Below are 15919 nucleotides of genomic sequence, written 5' to 3'. Positions count from 1 at the left end.
GATTGGGTTAAAATGTTACCGACACACCAAAGGCAATCCTTTTGGTAGACGGCACAGTGCTATCTCCCTCCCAGCCATCACTTTCGGGGTCATAGTTCACATACTTTGGAAAATTGGGAGCCCTATACCAAAGGTTTCTTCCTGACAGGGTAATGTCCATTTTCTTGAAGGGCAGTTTCTGGCCCTTCTTTGGTTTTAGGGTATATCCCAAGGAAACTTCCCGCAACCGGAAAATAGAGGTATCCCACATACCAAGGTCGTTGGCGTTGTAGTAGTTGGAATATCCTACCCTACTTGCATTCAATTGAATCGTGTTCGGGATTTGATCTCCGTTGGCGTCGAGCAAGATTTCACCTGTATCATCATCTGCCAAATATCCGGGAATGATAAAGGTGCCTTCCCTGTTCTCGGTCTCTTTGGCGGAGCCGCGCTGCAGCATATTCACCACACTGCTGGAATAAATTTCCCCACCGTGGGTATACTCCATCTGGGCGGAAAGGGTAAAATCCTTATATCCAAACGTATTGATGGTCGTTAGTTTCCAATCGGGGTTGGGATCACCGATCACCTTGGTATCCAACCCAACATCATCACTTGTGATGACCTCCCCTACCCGGGTAGAGGAACCATTACCACTGATCAACAAGTTGCCGTTCTCATCCCGAAGTGCATAATCCCCCTTGATGACCCCAAATGGCTGCCCTTCCACAGCATATCGGTCTTCCGTAATAAAAATATCAGCACCTGTTGGGGTAGTCTGTACAACCAAGGACTCATCAGCAGTAAAAATATTCCTGAGGTTCCATCTAAAATTATGACCCCTAAAAATATCCACACCCAGGTCCACCTCAACACCTTCGTTATCTATTCTACCTAAATTGATATACTGATCATCATATCCCGAAGAAGGTGCTAAACGGGATTCCACAATTTGGTCTTTGGAAACTCGCATGTAGGCCGATGCTTCCAATGTGACCCGATTATGGAAAAGCTTGGCCTCCATACCAACCTCTACTTCTTTGTGCAACTCAGGTTTTAAGTTGAGGTTGGCATAACGGGTACTGTATCGGTTGGTGACGGGGTACACACCATCCTCGGCTGCAAAACGCAATGGATCGATAACCAAAGTGCTTCGGGTACGGTAGGGTGGCGGATAACCAGAAGAGGTAGCATAAGCATACCTGAATTTCAAATAGTTGACGGTCTCCCCACCAAAGTTGAAGGCCGAAGTAGGAATGAAGGAAAACGAAGCTCCCGGATAGAACAAGGTCCGGTTGGCAACTTCTACGGTACTGCCCCAATCATTTCGTCCGGAAAAGGTGGCATAGAAATAGTTTTTGTAAGCAAATTGCAACTGCCCGAAAGCACCCGCCAAGTTTTCTTGTGATGTGCCATAATCCGCCTCAGTGGTGGTGTAGTTGGTCGGTCTTAAAAATCCGTAAACAATTTGCCCGTCGGAGTTGGAAGAATTCCCTGCATATCGGGTCAATTGGGAGTTGATGCCGAGTTGTGCCTCCAAATTGAGGTTTTTGATGACATCCTGGTTAAAATTGAACATTAAAGTTTGGTTCACCACTACTTCCTTGCTATCCCCAATGTTCAAATAACCATACAAATAATCCCCGTCATACCCACCCTTGTTGGAATAATCAAAACCGGAATAGGTTTCACTATCAAAACCAACCCGATAGGTTACGTTCAAGGGAGTGGCCAATTGATAATCGGCGGTGAAATTCCCGAAAACCCTCACTTTGTCATCATAATTACCAGAGTTATGTAAGATCCAAAGGGGATTGGTATCGTTCCGATAATAGACCGAACCTCCGGTCAAGGGATTTTGGTATGGCAACTCGGTTAGATCGATCCATCGAGGCAAATGATACACCACACTGAAAATATCCTCATCGTTCACGAGGTTTACTTTTCGGGTGGAGTACCCCAAATTAGCCGATAGGTTGAGTTTCTCCATCAATTGGACCTTACCCCCAACCGATAGGTTAAAGCGCTTTAGGTCGTTATTCGCTATGATACCCTGCTCATCGGTATACCCTGTGGATAGATTGAACCCTAATTTTTCACGGGTGGTGGCCATGGTAAGAGAGTGCGTGGTTCCGATTCCCAATCTGAAAATATTCCTGACATTGTTAGGTTTGGCCGCAATTTTTATGGTCTTATCCGCGTACTCTGGAAATATATCCGCCATTGTTGCGTACGGATGTGGCACCTCACCCAAAGTGGAAAAGGCAGGTCCAAAATTGGAAATGATCGTTTGGTTGAATTCGATTCCCTCCGTACCATTTGCATACGTGTTCTGGAATTCAGGTAATTGGGATACCGTATTGGTGTACACGGTTGAGGAATAGGTGACTGAAGTACTGGCATCCCCTGTTTTGGCCGAACCACTCTTGGTCTGAATCAAAATGACACCGTTACGACCCTCACTACCATACAGAACGGAAGCATTGAATCCCTTTAGAATACTGATGCTTTCAATATCGTTGGGGTCGATATCCCGCAACAACCCGTTGAAGGGAATATTGTTGACCACGATCAGCGGAGCATTTGACCCGGTAAGGGAAACGGTACCCCTGATCCGGATGGTAGATGAGGAGCCCGTTTGCCCATCGGCCGGTGTTATGGAAACTCCGGCTACTTTACCTTGTAGGGTCCGGGCCAAATCTGCCTCAGGCCGTTTTTCTACTTCTTCGGATTGTACATTGGCGATGGCATACCCCAAGGCTTTCTTTGATTTTTTAATCCCCTGTGCTGTGACCACTACCTCCTGAAGCGATTGGGTGCTTTCTTCCAAAATCACTTGCAATACCGATTGCTGGCCTACAATGATCTCCTTGGCCTGGTACCCTATGTAGCTAAAAACCAAAGTATCATGCCCCTCTTGAAGGGTAATGGCAAAATTGCCATCAAAATCGGTGGTGACCCCAACAGCTGTTCCTTTGAGCAATACCGTTGCACCTGGCAGCGGTCCATTGACATCCCCAACAGTTCCAGTTATTTGTCTTTGACCATACACCATCCCTATGAAAAGGAATAACATGGATGAGCATAAGAATCGGGTTTTCAGCATAATCAATTTCGTTTAAGCGGTTTTGGGTAAGATTTGAAGCCTTGTGGACCTGAATGGACAACGCCCATTACCATTGACCATCTAGGGGTGTGAACGGTCTATTTTTTCCGAAATGTTTTGAGAATATCGGTATGACAGAAGGGTTTTGGACAACTTTTACCATCCCGGAACAATTCATCAGAATTCGCTTACTGATTATCGGGACAAGTAAAGTTCGGAGTGTAAGATTTGGGATTCTCATAGTGAACTTTATGTTAAAAAACTGAAAATTAAAGGATAAACATCTACCTTCAGCATACCAATCTTATCAGATTTAGCATACCAATTATGCATTTCAACATGAAAGGCCTTCTTATCAGAAATGGCTTTTCCTTGGATGCCAAACCCCAACCTCACATATATTTAAGTCTATACGACGCATTCAAGAGAGCCATTCTTAATCGGTTCTTGGAGCCGGATTCCAAGTTGCCGCCCTCTCGGGTATTGGCCCATGATTTGGGTATTTCCCGAAGTACGGTACTCAAGGCATTCGACCTTTTGTTGGTTGAGCGGTACATTACGGCAATAAAAGGATCTGGATACTATGTGCTTTGTCCGAAGAACAAAAAATTAAAACTAAAGATTCCTTCGGTCGCGTCGAAGGGAAATTACCCTTCATTATCCAGCAGAGGAAAGGCTTTTTGTGAAAATGCGCATTGGCCAGGTGAGGATTCCAATAAGGGGGTGGCCTTTAGGCCTGGACTTCCTCCTCTTGATATTTTTCCCGTGCAGCTTTGGAAAAAACTCATGGATGAGTATTGGAAATACATTACCCCTTCCGAGCTGTCATACAGCAACACCATAGGGCTGCAATGTCTTCGGAACAATTTGGCCAACTACCTGAAAATTTATAGAGATATTCAATGTGACCCGGAACAGATCATCGTGACCACGGGATCGTTGCATTCCCTGTATCTGGTATCCAACATTTTGCTAGAACCCAATGACGAAGTAGTAATGGAGAACCCAACATATCCTATGGCGCATGGTCTTTTTAGAAGTTTGGGGGCGAAAATCTGTGCCGGCCCAGTGGACGCGGAGGGGCTTAATTTAAATGGTATAAGCTGCGTAAAACCAAAATTTGTTTACACTACTCCGTCCTGTCAATATCCAACTGGAATAAAAATGAGCATGGCCCGAAGAAAGGAACTGTTGAAATGGGCTTCGGAAAAAGAAACCTTCATTATTGAAGATGACTATAACCACGAGTTCAGTAATTGGGAGAAACCATTGGGTTCCCTATTTGGGATGGACCAACAGGAAAGGACCATCTATTTGGGCACCTTCAATAAATTGATCCACCCTTCCATGCGATTGGGCTACATGATCGTTCCGTATTATCTGTTGGATGCGGTAACGGCACTTTACCGCCAGTCGAGCAGATTTGTTTCGCGAGAGAACCAGAAAGCCATGAGCCTTTTCATTGAAAGGGATTATTTAAACAAACATTTGCGGAACGTGATGGAAGTCTCCCAAGAACGAAAGGAAATCTTTGTGGAACATTTCGATAGGAATTTGGGAGCCCATTTTTATTTGGATACTTCAAATCCCGGGCTTCATGTCATCGGACATATTAAAGCTGAAATGAAGGATGTGGCATTGGAAAGGGAATTATTGGACCAAAACATCCTAGCACACGCATTGAGCAAATATTACGTACACCCTACTGATGAAAATGGATTGGTCATGGGTTTTTGCTCCGTAAACCCTAAACAGATCAAGGATACACTTTATAAAATGGGCGAGATCATCACAAAGCTACATACCCATCCTATGAAGTATTCAAAAGACAATGAAAAACTATCCGATTAAGATTTGATCGAAATATTATTTTGTTAGGGAGTCCAAGGCTCGCTCGGCCTGGTTCAATTCAGATTGAAGTCTTTGGTTCTCTTGAATATATTGTTCCTGCAATTGCTGTATTTTACGTTCAAACTCGTCGGCAGGAACATAATCGGGTTCCAAAAGGGTTTCTTTGAAAATACTTGCCAAGGTGAACAAAAAACTAATGGTAATGGCTGAAATGAGCATAATGAGGAGTGTTTTTTCCCTTTTAAGTACGGGGTTACTTTTCTTGATGAGTTTTTTTTCGTCCTTGGTCAATTTTCGGGTACTCGACAACTGGTCCAAAAAAACATCCCACTTTTCCTCTTCCTTAACATACATGTCCATAAACCCGCCTTCATCCAAAAAATCCTGGGTACTCGGGGTGGAGGCCAGCATGAACATTTCCATACCATTCCCGCTCATGACATCCATAAGATTGGGATCGTAGTCTAAAATCTCACGAACCAATTTTTCCACAAATTGCAGACTGTAGTTCGGCCTAAGAAACTCATCATAAAGTGTCTGAATCTCGAAATAATCACTTCGTTCCAAGGCGTATTCCAAAAAACGGTCTTTCAGTTCGGCCTTAAAAAACTCGCTCATAAAGGGTTAAAGGAAGGTTTTGGTTGATTGGTTTTCGATTATAAACCAAAGTTAGGCTTCTAACCGATATGTCCCCAAGGGATTATGTAAAGAATTTGTGATTTTTCAGGTTGCTATCAGATAATCATGGAGAAAATCCCGGAGGACAAAAATCGCGATTTAAATAAACACCTTACACGATTTCGGCACTTAAACCAGCTTCCAGCAACTGGGTGCACTTGGGTTTAAGATAGGTATACTCCCCTGTCTTCACGGTACACTTACCGTTGTAATGGACAATCAGGGAACATTGTTCCGCTTGCTCTGGGGTATGCTCACAAACACTTATCAAAGTTTCAATAACGTGGTCAAAAGTATTCACGTTGTCATTGAAAAGTACGATTTCGTTCTGATTTACAGTCTCTTCCTCAAGAAGGACATCTTCCAGTTCTTTTTCTCTAGTGCCCATATATCGTGGAGTTTATCTCTTTCTAATTTACATATTTTGCTGATATCCAGTTGTTCTTCTCCAGTTTTTTTTCAAATTCCAAACCATGGGCGGCACATTTTGCAGAAATGGCATCCAAATCCTGTAAATAAAAGCCACTTAGAAATAAAGCACCCCCTTTGTTTAGACAATTTGCATACATTGGGATATCATCCAGTAAGATATTGCGGTTGATATTGGCCAGAATGACATCATATTTTCTGCCGGTCAACAAATCACTGGTACCCTGTTCCACATGAATGGTCAGACAGGCATTCCTTTCTATATTTTCTTGGGTGTTGATTACGCACCATTCGTCAATATCAATGGCTTCAACGGGAGTTGCACCTTTCTTGTTGGCCAAAATGGCCAATACTCCGGTCCCGCAACCCATATCCAGTACGGATTTCCCTTCAAAATCATGGTCCAAAATATGCTGGAGCATCATATGGGTGGTTTCATGATGACCTGTTCCAAAACTCATTTTGGGTTCGATTACAATATCAAATTCCACATCGATCGGGTCGTGGAAAGGGGCTCGCACCATGCATCGCCCCCCAACCTGAATCGGATGGAAGTTCTTTTCCCATTCCGCGTTCCAGTTCTGTTGTTCAATCTCGGTACTGGTCCATGAAATCTTAAAATCTGGGTGTTGCAAGGCAAACAGGTCGTCCAATAGGCCTTCCTTCCATTCTTCTTTTAAGATATAGGCCAGAAGACCCTCTTCGGTTTCCACAAAACTCTCAAAACCGGCGTCCCCCAATTCCGCGATCAAAATATCGGTTGCAGGTTGCAGGGGTATAATCTTAAAATTGTATTCCAAATAAACTATGGCCATACCTCAAGTTAAATGGCCGCGATGATAGCCACAAAATCAGATGCCACCAAAGAAGCTCCTCCGATCAATCCACCATCCACATCAGGTTTGGAGAAAATCTCTGCTGCATTGTTCGGTTTTACACTACCTCCGTACAAAATGGAAACATCATCTGCTACGGATGCGTTGTAGGCATCAGCAATGGTTTTACGGATAAAGGCATGCATTTCCTGTGCCTGTTCCGGTGAAGCGGTTTCCCCCGTTCCGATGGCCCAAACCGGTTCGTAGGCCAAAATGATGCTTTTCCAAGCACTGGCATCCAAATCGAATAGGGCATTTTTTAATTGACTTTCCACAACGGAAAAATGGTTTTCGGATTTTCTATCCTCCAACTCTTCGCCAAAACAGAAAATGGTTTTTAGTCCTTTTTCCACGGCGGTCTTTACTTTTTTGGCCAATAGGGCATCGTCCTCACCAAAATAAGCCCTACGCTCACTGTGACCTAAAATAACAATGTCCACACCTAAACTCAGGAGCATATCCGCTGAAATTTCACCAGTGTAAGCTCCACTTTCAGCAAAGTGCATGTTCTGGGCCGCTACTTTTATGGTTGAGCTTTGCAGCGAATTGATGGCTGCTTGTAGATTCACAAATGTGGGGGCCACGATCACTTCGGCAGTACTATCGGGCAACATGGCCGAAAGTTCAGACAGCAATGCTTCCGTTTCCTGAAGGTTCTTGTTCATCTTCCAGTTTCCTGCCACTATTTTTGTTCTCATAATCTTGTGTTCTTTAGAATTTAAAAAGTAAGTTCTTCAATATCGTTGTAATGTACCTTCTGCTGAATGGTGCCCCTATTCAGTACCAAAATGGCCGGATTGGAACGCACAATGGTCTTTAAGGTCGTCTCGTCCGTAAAATAAAAGTCAAAGTCCAAACCGTATTTCGACTTAATGGCATTAGCATTTTCATCACTGGAGGCCGACATACCGATCACTTTATACCCCTTCTCCTTGGCTTTTTGGGCTGCTTTTGCCACTTCGGAAAAAGCATCGTAATGGCTTTTGGCCAAATCATAGGCAATCACCATCACTAGTTTGTCTTCATCCAACAATTCCGCAGCATAATCTTGTCCCTCTTTTTCAATGGTGAAATCATGTATGGGCGGTTCGTATCCTTTTTGGATCTCTGTGGTTTCCACATCAATGAATTCCCCATCCACCGACGGGTAATCCCCATTGGTCACCACAATTTTTTCTTCCCCGTCCACCTTGAATCGCCATGCATATTCAAAAATAGGTTGTGGGGCACCCTCAGGTATCGACATTCCTTCCTGAATGTTCGCTCCAATTTTATACGGTCTGAAATCCACGGATGGTAAGTGGTTCAAAACATGGTTGGCGAACAGGGCACAAGCTAATAAAGCGGCACCTCCAACTATCCAATTGGCTTTAGGGTTCAATAAGGGCTGGATATATTTTCTTCCGAAGAACAAAACCAGAACCAGTACCAACAGTACCACATCCTTTGTAAACGATTCCCAAGGCGTCAGTTTTACAGCATCGCCAAAACATCCACAATCGGTCACCTTGTTGAAATAAGCCGAATAAAAGGTCAGGAACGTGAAGAAAACAATCATCAATAACAAGCTCCACACCGTAAACTTGGGCTTAAAACCCAATAACAACAATACACCTAAAATCACTTCCACAATGACCAAGACCACCGAAATACCCAAAGCCAATGGTGTTAAAAAGGGAAGGTCCAATACTCCGGGACTAAAATATTCCTCCAACTTGAACGAAAAGCCCATGGGATCGTTCAACTTAATCAAACCACTGATGATGAAGAGTACCCCTACGATGACCCTTGAAATCCAAACTAGATACTTCATTTTTCTTCGCTTAAATGAATTAGAGCAAACACGGCATAATTGACCATATCCTGATAATTGGCATCCACGCCCTCGCTCACCAAGGTAGCCCCCTGATTGTTTTCTATTTGCTTTACGCGCAACACTTTTTGCAAAATCAGATCCGTTAAGGAACTTACCCGCATATCGCGCCAGGCCTCACCATAATCGTGGTTCTTGTCTTCCATCAACTTTTTGGTATGGGCTACTTCCTCATCATACAGGGCAATGGCCTCGTCCGCAGTAAGGTCGGGTTGTTCCACGACTCCCTTTTTAATCTGGATCAAGGCCATGATGGCATAATTGATGATCCCGATAAACTCGGACTGCTCCCCTTCATCCACCTTTCTTACTGCGTTTTGTTGCAAGCTTCGGATGCGCTGTGCCTTGATGAAAATTTGGTCGGTCAACGATGGAAGCCTCAATATGCGCCATGCGGTACCATAATCTTGTGCTTTTTTCGAAAACAATTCCCGGCAGGTTTGGATCACCGCATCGTATTGTTGGGAAGTCTGCTGCATGTATTGTTGCTAATTTGCGTAAATTTCGTCCAATTGAATGTGCTTGGATGCACATTGCCAAAGATAATGAAACCCAACAAAGCAGGTATTTTTTATGGCCATAAACTGCAAAGGTGATCTAATCGACCTCACCACCCCCAAGGTGATGGGAATTTTGAACCTTACCCCGGATTCTTTTTTTGATGGCGGATCGTACAAGGACGACAGCGCCATTTTGAAAAGGGTTGAAACCATGTTGAATGATGGAGCCACGTTTGTGGATATGGGTGCCTACAGTTCCCGGCCGGGGGCCGAACATGTTTCAGAGGAGGAAGAATTAAAACGCATGATTCCCGTGGTGGAACTCATCTTGAAACATTTTCCCGGCACGTTAATTTCCATAGATACCTTCCGAAGTAAGGTCGCCCAAGAAAGCATTGTCCATGGAGCGGCCATCATCAACGACATATCCGCGGGAAACTTGGACCCGGAAATGTTCGCAACGGTTACCAAATATCAGGTTCCGTACATCATGATGCATATGAAAGGTACGCCACAATCCATGCAAAAAGAGGCCGTTTATAACGATTTGATCAAAGACTTGCGTTACTACTTTTCTGAAAAAATTACACAAACCACCCAATTTAAAATCAATGACGTGATCATTGATCCAGGGTTTGGTTTCGCCAAGACCACGGAACAAAATTACACCTTGCTGAACCACCTTGACTTGTTCCAAACCTTTGGTTTGCCCATTTTGATTGGCTTGAGCAGAAAATCCATGATTTACAAAATTTTGGGATCCTCGCCCCAAGAGGCTTTGAACGGGACCTCAGCCCTGCATACCATAGCCCTGTTAAAAGGAGCCAATATAATTAGGGCCCATGATGTAAAGGAAGCTGTGGAATGTGTTAAACTTGTGGAAGCATTGAAAGCAAATGCGCTCTGATTTTTTGTTCTCCTAATTTTGCTATTTTTACAAAAACACCGCGGTTGGATTTTCTAAATTTTCTCGAGTTCAAGATTACCGATATCATCGACATTGTCCTTGTGGCCGCATTGCTCTATTACATTTACAAGCTGGTCAAGGGTACCGTAGCCATCAATATTTTTATTGGAATCGTAATTGTTTGGGCCTTGTGGAAACTTACCGAACTACTCCAGATGAAAATGATCAGCAGCATGGTGGGTGGTTTCATGAACATTGGGTTGATCGCCCTGATCATTGTTTTTCAACAGGAAATACGGAAATTCCTGTTGATGATCGGTTCCACCAATTTTGCGACAAAGCGGAGCTTCCTGAAACATTTCAAATTTTTACGACAAGAAGCCATTTCCACCACTACCGATGTGGATGCCATTATAGCCGCCTGTGAACGTATGGGTTCCACTAAGACTGGAGCCATCATAGTGATAGAACGGAACAATTCCCTCGACTTTATACGATCTACCGGGGATGCCATGAACATTCAGGTAACCCAACCGATTCTGGAGAGTATCTTCTTCAAAAACAGCCCTTTGCATGATGGGGCCATTGTGGTTCAGGATAATTTCATCACGGCCACGAGAGTGATTCTACCGGTTTCCAACGATCGGAACATTCCGCTTCGGTTTGGTTTGCGGCACAGGGCCGCCATAGGCATTACGGAAAAGACGGATGCCCTTTGTTTGGTGGTCAGTGAGGAAACAGGCGCCATATCTTTTATCAAAAATGGGGAGTTTGTTCCTTTTAAAGGAACGGAGGAACTCGCCAAACTCATTAAAAAAGATTTGGAGTAATGAATTGCGCCAACTGTGATGCCAGCCTAAGGTCGGATTTTAGTTATTGCCCTACTTGCGGCGGCAAGGTCATCCGTCAAAGATTAACCTTGAAAAATGTAGTGGAGGACATAAGCTTTCAAGTTTTCAATCTTGACAATACTTTGATCAAAACCTTCAGACATTTATTTTCCCAACCCCAAAATGTAATCCTTAGTTATATCAGGGGTATCCGTAAAAAGTACATGAACCCCATAAGTTACTTTGCCATAGGGGTAACATTATCAGGGATTATGTTTTACGTCTTGCGCAATGTCTACCATGTAAGCCTCACGCAAAATAGCTTTACGGCAAAGAACACCCCTAATATGGACTATGTTTTTGATTATCAAGGAATAATGTCCTATTTGGTCATGCCGTTTTACGCTTTGTTCACTTGGTTGCTTTTTTTGGATAAGAAAAAACTGAATTTCACTGAACATGTAGTTGCCAACGCCTACATTTTTGGCCAGGTATCCCTAGTCCAGGTTTTGGTTTGTATTCCTTTGTTTGGTTTATTCGACATTCGATATGATGTGTTTAATTACATCTTTTTATTGATCATGGTCGGATATCAATTCTATGTTTTCAAAAGAATCCATGAGATAGGATTGATGGGATCTATCTTTCGAGGACTTGCCTACCTTGTCATGATGATCTTTCTGATGATGGCAATTGGAATTCTTATTTTCCTCATAGGGTTCCTCTCCGGAAAAATTTCCATTGAGGATTTTGCCCCAAAATAGCATTACGCCACCTCTTCGGCCAAGAATTGAGCTGTGTAAAGATCGTTATAGTACCCACCTTTTTTAAGGAGTTCCTTGTGTGTACCCACTTCAATAATCTTGCCTTCATCCATTACAATGATCTTGTCCGCTTTTTTGATAGTGGCCAATCGGTGTGCAATGATGATGGAAGTCCTGCCTGCGGTAATCTTGTCCGTAGCCTGTTGGATCAATTGCTCGGAATAGGTATCCACGGAAGATGTGGCCTCATCCAAGATCAAAATACTGGGGTTGCTCACATACGCCCTCAAGAAAGCGATCAACTGTCGCTGTCCGCTGGAAAGCATGGTCCCACGCTCCTTCACATTATACTGATACCCGCCTGGTAAGCTGGATATGAACTCATGAACCCCAATCTGTTTGGCGGCGTCCTCAATCTGTTCCGTGGTTATGGATTCGTCCCGAAGGGAAATGTTATGGGCAATGGTATCCGCAAAGAGGAACACATCCTGAAGCACGATGGCAATATGGGATCGCAACGAACGCAAGGTATACTCCTTAATATCTATGCCATCCACCAAAATATGCCCGGAATCGATCTCATAAAAACGGTTGAGCAAGTTGATGATGGTTGATTTACCAGCACCTGTGGCGCCCACAATGGCAACGGTCTCCCCTGCCTTCACCTGGAAGGAAATTCCGTGCAGCACTTCTTCATCCTTCACATAGCTAAAACGTACATCCTTGAATTCAATATCGCCTTTCACATCTTTTCTCTCCAGACTACCCTCGTCGGCAATGTGGCTGTCGGTATCCAAAATCTTAAAAACACGGTTTGCCGCCACCATTCCCATTTGTAGTGTATTGAACTTATCCGCGATCTGTCGCAAAGGACGGAACAAAAGATCCATCAAGAAGAAGAAGGCCACAATAGCCCCTTTATTGTCCAGGCTTACATTCTCAATATTCTGGACCACTCCAAAATACACCACCAGACCAATACCGATGGAGTTGGAAATTTCTGCAACCGGGAAGAAGATGGAGTTGTACCACACTGTTTTCAACCAGGCGTTCTGATGTTTTTCGTTGATGACCCTGAATTTTTCCTTTTCAATTTCCTCTCGGTTGAACAATTGCACGATCTTCATCCCCGCAATGCGTTCCTGCACAAAGGAATTGAGATTGGCCACTTGGGCACGCACCTCGATAAAGGCCACCTTCATGGCCTGTTGGAACAATCGGGTCGCAATCAAAATCACGGGCAAAATGGCAAATACGATCAAAGCCAATTTCCAGTTGATCACAATCATGATGATGGCCGCCGAAATCATTTTAAGCACATCGGCCACGATCATAAAGAATCCTTGGCTGAAAATTTCCCCAATTCGCTGCATATCGGCCACTGCCCGGGTCACTAAAACACCTATGGATGAATTATCAAAATAGGTCATTTTAAAGCTGGTCATTTTTTCGAACAAACGTATCCGAATGTCCCGGATCACCGCTTCACCCAAAAGGTTTGCATAATAGTTGAACAACAACTGGGTGATAACTTGGCCCAACAAAAAAACCAGCATCCACATAACGGCTGTGAGCAATTGTTGTCCGTCCTTACTTTCCAGCGAATCGTTGATAATGTTCTTCACCAAAATCGGGATACCAATGGCAAATGCAGCGGACAGAATAGCCACAAGGGCCACCAACCAAAAAATGCCCCGATAGGGCTTGGTATGTGCGAAAATCCGTTTGAACAACCTATAGTCAAACGCTTTACCTACATCGTCAGTTTTGCTCATCAAATAGTTCTTTTGGATATAAAACCTCTGTCAAATATAATCCTTTTGCAGGGACGGAAACCCCAGCTTCACTCCTATCCTTACTTTCAATTACGGAATGGATATCTTCGGGTGCCATTTTACCCAACCCCACTTCCAATAAGGTCCCGACCACAGCCCGTACCATGTTCCTTAAAAAACGATCGGCGGTAATGGTAAAAACCCAAAGATTACCATGTTCCTCCCAGTATGCCTTCCGAACATCACAGACATAGGTTTTCACATCCGTATTCGATTTGGAAAAACATTCAAAATCCTTGTGATCCAACAATAAGGTCGCTGCTTCGTTCATGGCCTTCATATCCAAAGGATATTTAACCAAATGGGCATGATCAAAGTAAAATGGGTTCTTCTCCCGTACCACCCAATATTCATAAGTACGTTCAAAGGCATCAAACCTTGCATGTGCACTGGGAATCATTTCATAAATTTTTTGCACGGCAATGTCTTCCGGCAAAAAAGAGTTCAATCGATATACCAATTCATCCCGATCTTGTATCCCAACATGGTCAAAATGGGCGAACATTTGCTTGGCGTGTACCCCAGTATCGGTTCTTCCAGCCCCTACTACCTCCGTTTTTTCCCTTAAAAGGGTAGATAGCGCTTTCTCCAAAACCTCTTGCACGGTAATGGCATTGGGTTGGTTCTGCCACCCATGATATGCCTTGCCGAAATAGGAAAATTGGATGAAATATCTCAAAGGGATCCCTTACTTTTAAGTCGATAAAGATAATTCAATCCTTCCCAACATAATTCCGACCCCATTTTTTTAGCATATTTTTAGCGTTATGACCAAGATTTTGTTGCTCTCCGACACCCACGGACATATGGATGAAACCATTTTAAAGTACGCTGCACAGGCCGATGAAGTTTGGCATGCCGGGGATATTGGCAGTCTTGGGGTAACCGATACATTGAAGACCGCAAAACCTGTTCGGGGCGTTCATGGCAACATAGATGACCATGTAATCCAAATGGAATTTCCTGAAAACAATAGGTTTATGTGTGAGGATGTGGATGTATGGATTACCCATATCGGGGGCTATCCCAATCGGTACGATGTTCGGGTTCGGGAAGAAATCCGAAGAAATCCCCCAAAACTGTTCATTTGTGGACATTCCCATATTTTAAAGGTGATGTTCGACAAAAAATTGGGATTGTTGCACATGAACCCGGGAGCTTGTGGCAAACATGGTTTCCACCAAGTACGCACCATGCTTCGCTTTGTGATCCATGGAGATAAAATAACCGATCTGGAGGTCATAGAATTAGGGAAAAGATAGGGCATGAAAACATATGTATTTGCATTGATTTTGATTTTAGTCTCTTGCAAGGAGAAGCTTTCGGGAGAGTTGGGACAAAACGCCCCCCTTGAAGTACAAAGTGTTGTTACCCTTCGTATTTTGGGGACCGTACAAGATGGAGGGAGTCCGCACATCGGTTGTAAAAAATCGTGTTGTGCAGACTTGTTCAATAATCCTGATAGTGACCGCAAGGTGGTATCCTTGGGTATTGTGGACCATGAGAACAACAAGAGTTACCTTTTTGAGGCCACACCGGATATCACCTCTCAAATGAAACTTTTAAAAGAACTATCCGGTCGTACCGATGAAACACCCTCCGGTATTTTTATGACCCATGCACATATTGGGCATTATACCGGTTTAATGTATTTGGGAAGAGAGGCCTTGGGAGCCAAAGGGGTTCCTGTGTATGCCATGCCAAAGATGAAAGCGTTTTTGGAGAACAATGGTCCTTGGGACCAGTTGGTTGCCTTGAACAATATCAAAATACATCCATTACAGAACGAAAGACCAATTGTACTCACCAAAAATATTGTAGTAACGCCATTCATAGTACCGCATAGGGATGAATACTCCGAAACGGTAGGTTTTAAAATAGATGGCCCGAAAAAATCAATACTGTTCATTCCAGATATTGACAAATGGTCCAGATGGAATAAGGATATTGTTGCCGAAATCAAAAATGTGGACCTTGCCTTTTTAGATGCCACTTTTTTTGATGGGGATGAGATCAACACTAGGAATATAAGTGAAATTCCACATCCTTTTGTGGTGGAAAGTATGGACCTGTTCCAATCATTACCTAATAGCGAAAAGTCTAAAATCCATTTCATTCATTTCAACCACACCAACGGCCTCTTAATCAAGGATAGCAATCAACAAAAAAAAGTACTGGAGAATGGTTTCAACATTGCCACATTTAACCAAGAATTTGCACTTTAGACCATACGATCCCTATGGGTCAAAAAACAAAAGTCCCGGCCAAGGCCGGGACTTTTTCGCACTAATA

15 protein-coding genes are annotated in these 15919 nt (G+C 43.6%); 6 read left to right on the top strand and 9 right to left on the bottom strand.

The window, feature by feature from the left end; all coding sequences use genetic code 11:
* Positions 1 to 7: 7 nt before the first annotated feature.
* A complete protein-coding gene (locus tag D2V05_RS03135; RefSeq protein WP_119646103.1) occupies positions 8 to 3085 on the bottom strand; it encodes a SusC/RagA family TonB-linked outer membrane protein in 3078 nt (1025 codons plus the stop codon).
* Between the two features lie 339 nt (positions 3086 to 3424).
* On the opposite strand from D2V05_RS03135, the gene pdxR reads away from it, so the two are divergent.
* Complete coding sequence (pdxR, locus tag D2V05_RS03130) at positions 3425 to 4936, top strand: MocR-like pyridoxine biosynthesis transcription factor PdxR (protein WP_220473530.1); 1512 nt, start codon at positions 3425 to 3427, stop codon at positions 4934 to 4936.
* A 15-nt stretch (positions 4937 to 4951) separates the two neighbouring features.
* On the opposite strand, the gene D2V05_RS03125 is transcribed toward pdxR, so the two are convergent.
* The 6 genes from D2V05_RS03125 to D2V05_RS03100 form a co-directional block, all read right to left on the bottom strand.
* Entirely contained in the window at positions 4952 to 5554 is a 603-nt protein-coding gene (locus tag D2V05_RS03125; RefSeq protein ID WP_119646101.1) for a hypothetical protein, read from the bottom strand.
* 172 nt (positions 5555 to 5726) lie between these two features.
* Entirely contained in the window at positions 5727 to 6002 is a 276-nt protein-coding gene (locus D2V05_RS03120; protein ID WP_119646100.1) for an ATP-dependent Clp protease adaptor ClpS, read from the bottom strand.
* A gap of 22 nt (positions 6003 to 6024) precedes the next feature.
* Positions 6025 to 6858, bottom strand: a complete 834-nt coding sequence (gene prmA / locus D2V05_RS03115; protein WP_119646099.1) for a 50S ribosomal protein L11 methyltransferase — start codon at positions 6856 to 6858, stop codon at positions 6025 to 6027.
* A gap of 8 nt (positions 6859 to 6866) precedes the next feature.
* Positions 6867 to 7616, bottom strand: coding sequence for a triose-phosphate isomerase (gene tpiA / locus D2V05_RS03110; protein WP_119646098.1), 750 nt, complete (start codon positions 7614 to 7616; stop codon positions 6867 to 6869).
* A 20-nt stretch (positions 7617 to 7636) separates the two neighbouring features.
* Positions 7637 to 8731: a BT_3928 family protein gene (locus D2V05_RS03105; RefSeq protein WP_119646097.1), complete on the bottom strand. Its 1095-nt coding sequence runs from the start codon at positions 8729 to 8731 to the stop codon at positions 7637 to 7639.
* Positions 8728 to 9270 carry a DUF1599 domain-containing protein gene (locus D2V05_RS03100; RefSeq protein WP_119646096.1) on the bottom strand — a complete coding sequence of 181 codons (543 nt, stop codon included), beginning with the start codon at positions 9268 to 9270 and terminating at the stop codon, positions 8728 to 8730. The genes D2V05_RS03105 and D2V05_RS03100 overlap by 4 nt, the downstream gene beginning before the upstream one ends.
* A gap of 94 nt (positions 9271 to 9364) precedes the next feature.
* Between D2V05_RS03100 and folP the strand changes: the two genes are divergently transcribed.
* From folP to D2V05_RS03085, 3 genes are read left to right on the top strand one after another with little or no spacing between them, the layout of a single operon-like run.
* On the top strand, positions 9365 to 10198 hold the full coding sequence (gene folP, locus D2V05_RS03095; protein ID WP_119646095.1) for a dihydropteroate synthase: 834 nt from the start codon (positions 9365 to 9367) through the stop codon (positions 10196 to 10198).
* 44 nt (positions 10199 to 10242) lie between these two features.
* Positions 10243 to 11028 carry a diadenylate cyclase CdaA gene (gene cdaA / locus D2V05_RS03090; RefSeq protein WP_119646094.1) on the top strand — a complete coding sequence of 262 codons (786 nt, stop codon included), beginning with the start codon at positions 10243 to 10245 and terminating at the stop codon, positions 11026 to 11028.
* Positions 11028 to 11792, top strand: coding sequence for a DUF3667 domain-containing protein (locus D2V05_RS03085; RefSeq protein ID WP_119646093.1), 765 nt, complete (start codon positions 11028 to 11030; stop codon positions 11790 to 11792). The genes cdaA and D2V05_RS03085 overlap by 1 nt, the downstream gene beginning before the upstream one ends.
* Positions 11793 to 11794: 2 nt before the next feature.
* Here D2V05_RS03085 and D2V05_RS03080 read toward each other — a convergent pair whose 3' ends face one another.
* Together D2V05_RS03080 and truA are read right to left on the bottom strand one after the other, a co-directional pair.
* Complete coding sequence (locus D2V05_RS03080) at positions 11795 to 13567, bottom strand: ABC transporter ATP-binding protein (RefSeq protein ID WP_119646092.1); 1773 nt, start codon at positions 13565 to 13567, stop codon at positions 11795 to 11797.
* On the bottom strand, positions 13554 to 14306 hold the full coding sequence (gene truA, locus D2V05_RS03075; protein ID WP_119646091.1) for a tRNA pseudouridine(38-40) synthase TruA: 753 nt from the start codon (positions 14304 to 14306) through the stop codon (positions 13554 to 13556). Before truA ends, D2V05_RS03080 begins: the two co-directional genes overlap by 14 nt.
* 88 nt (positions 14307 to 14394) lie before the next feature.
* Here truA and D2V05_RS03070 point away from each other — a divergent pair, with 88 nt between their 5' ends.
* Together D2V05_RS03070 and D2V05_RS03065 are read left to right on the top strand one after the other, a co-directional pair.
* On the top strand, positions 14395 to 14889 hold the full coding sequence (locus D2V05_RS03070) for a metallophosphoesterase family protein (protein ID WP_119646090.1): 495 nt from the start codon (positions 14395 to 14397) through the stop codon (positions 14887 to 14889).
* A gap of 3 nt (positions 14890 to 14892) precedes the next feature.
* Positions 14893 to 15852, top strand: coding sequence for an MBL fold metallo-hydrolase (locus D2V05_RS03065; protein WP_119646089.1), 960 nt, complete (start codon positions 14893 to 14895; stop codon positions 15850 to 15852).
* The last annotated feature ends 67 nt before the right edge of the window (positions 15853 to 15919 follow it).

The sequence above is a fragment of the Flagellimonas pelagia genome, assembly GCF_003584135.1.
Taxonomy (GTDB): Bacteria; Bacteroidota; Bacteroidia; order Flavobacteriales; family Flavobacteriaceae; genus Flagellimonas; species Flagellimonas pelagia.
Note: the sequence above shows the minus strand (reverse complement) of the source record. Positions and strands in the feature narration are given on the sequence as shown.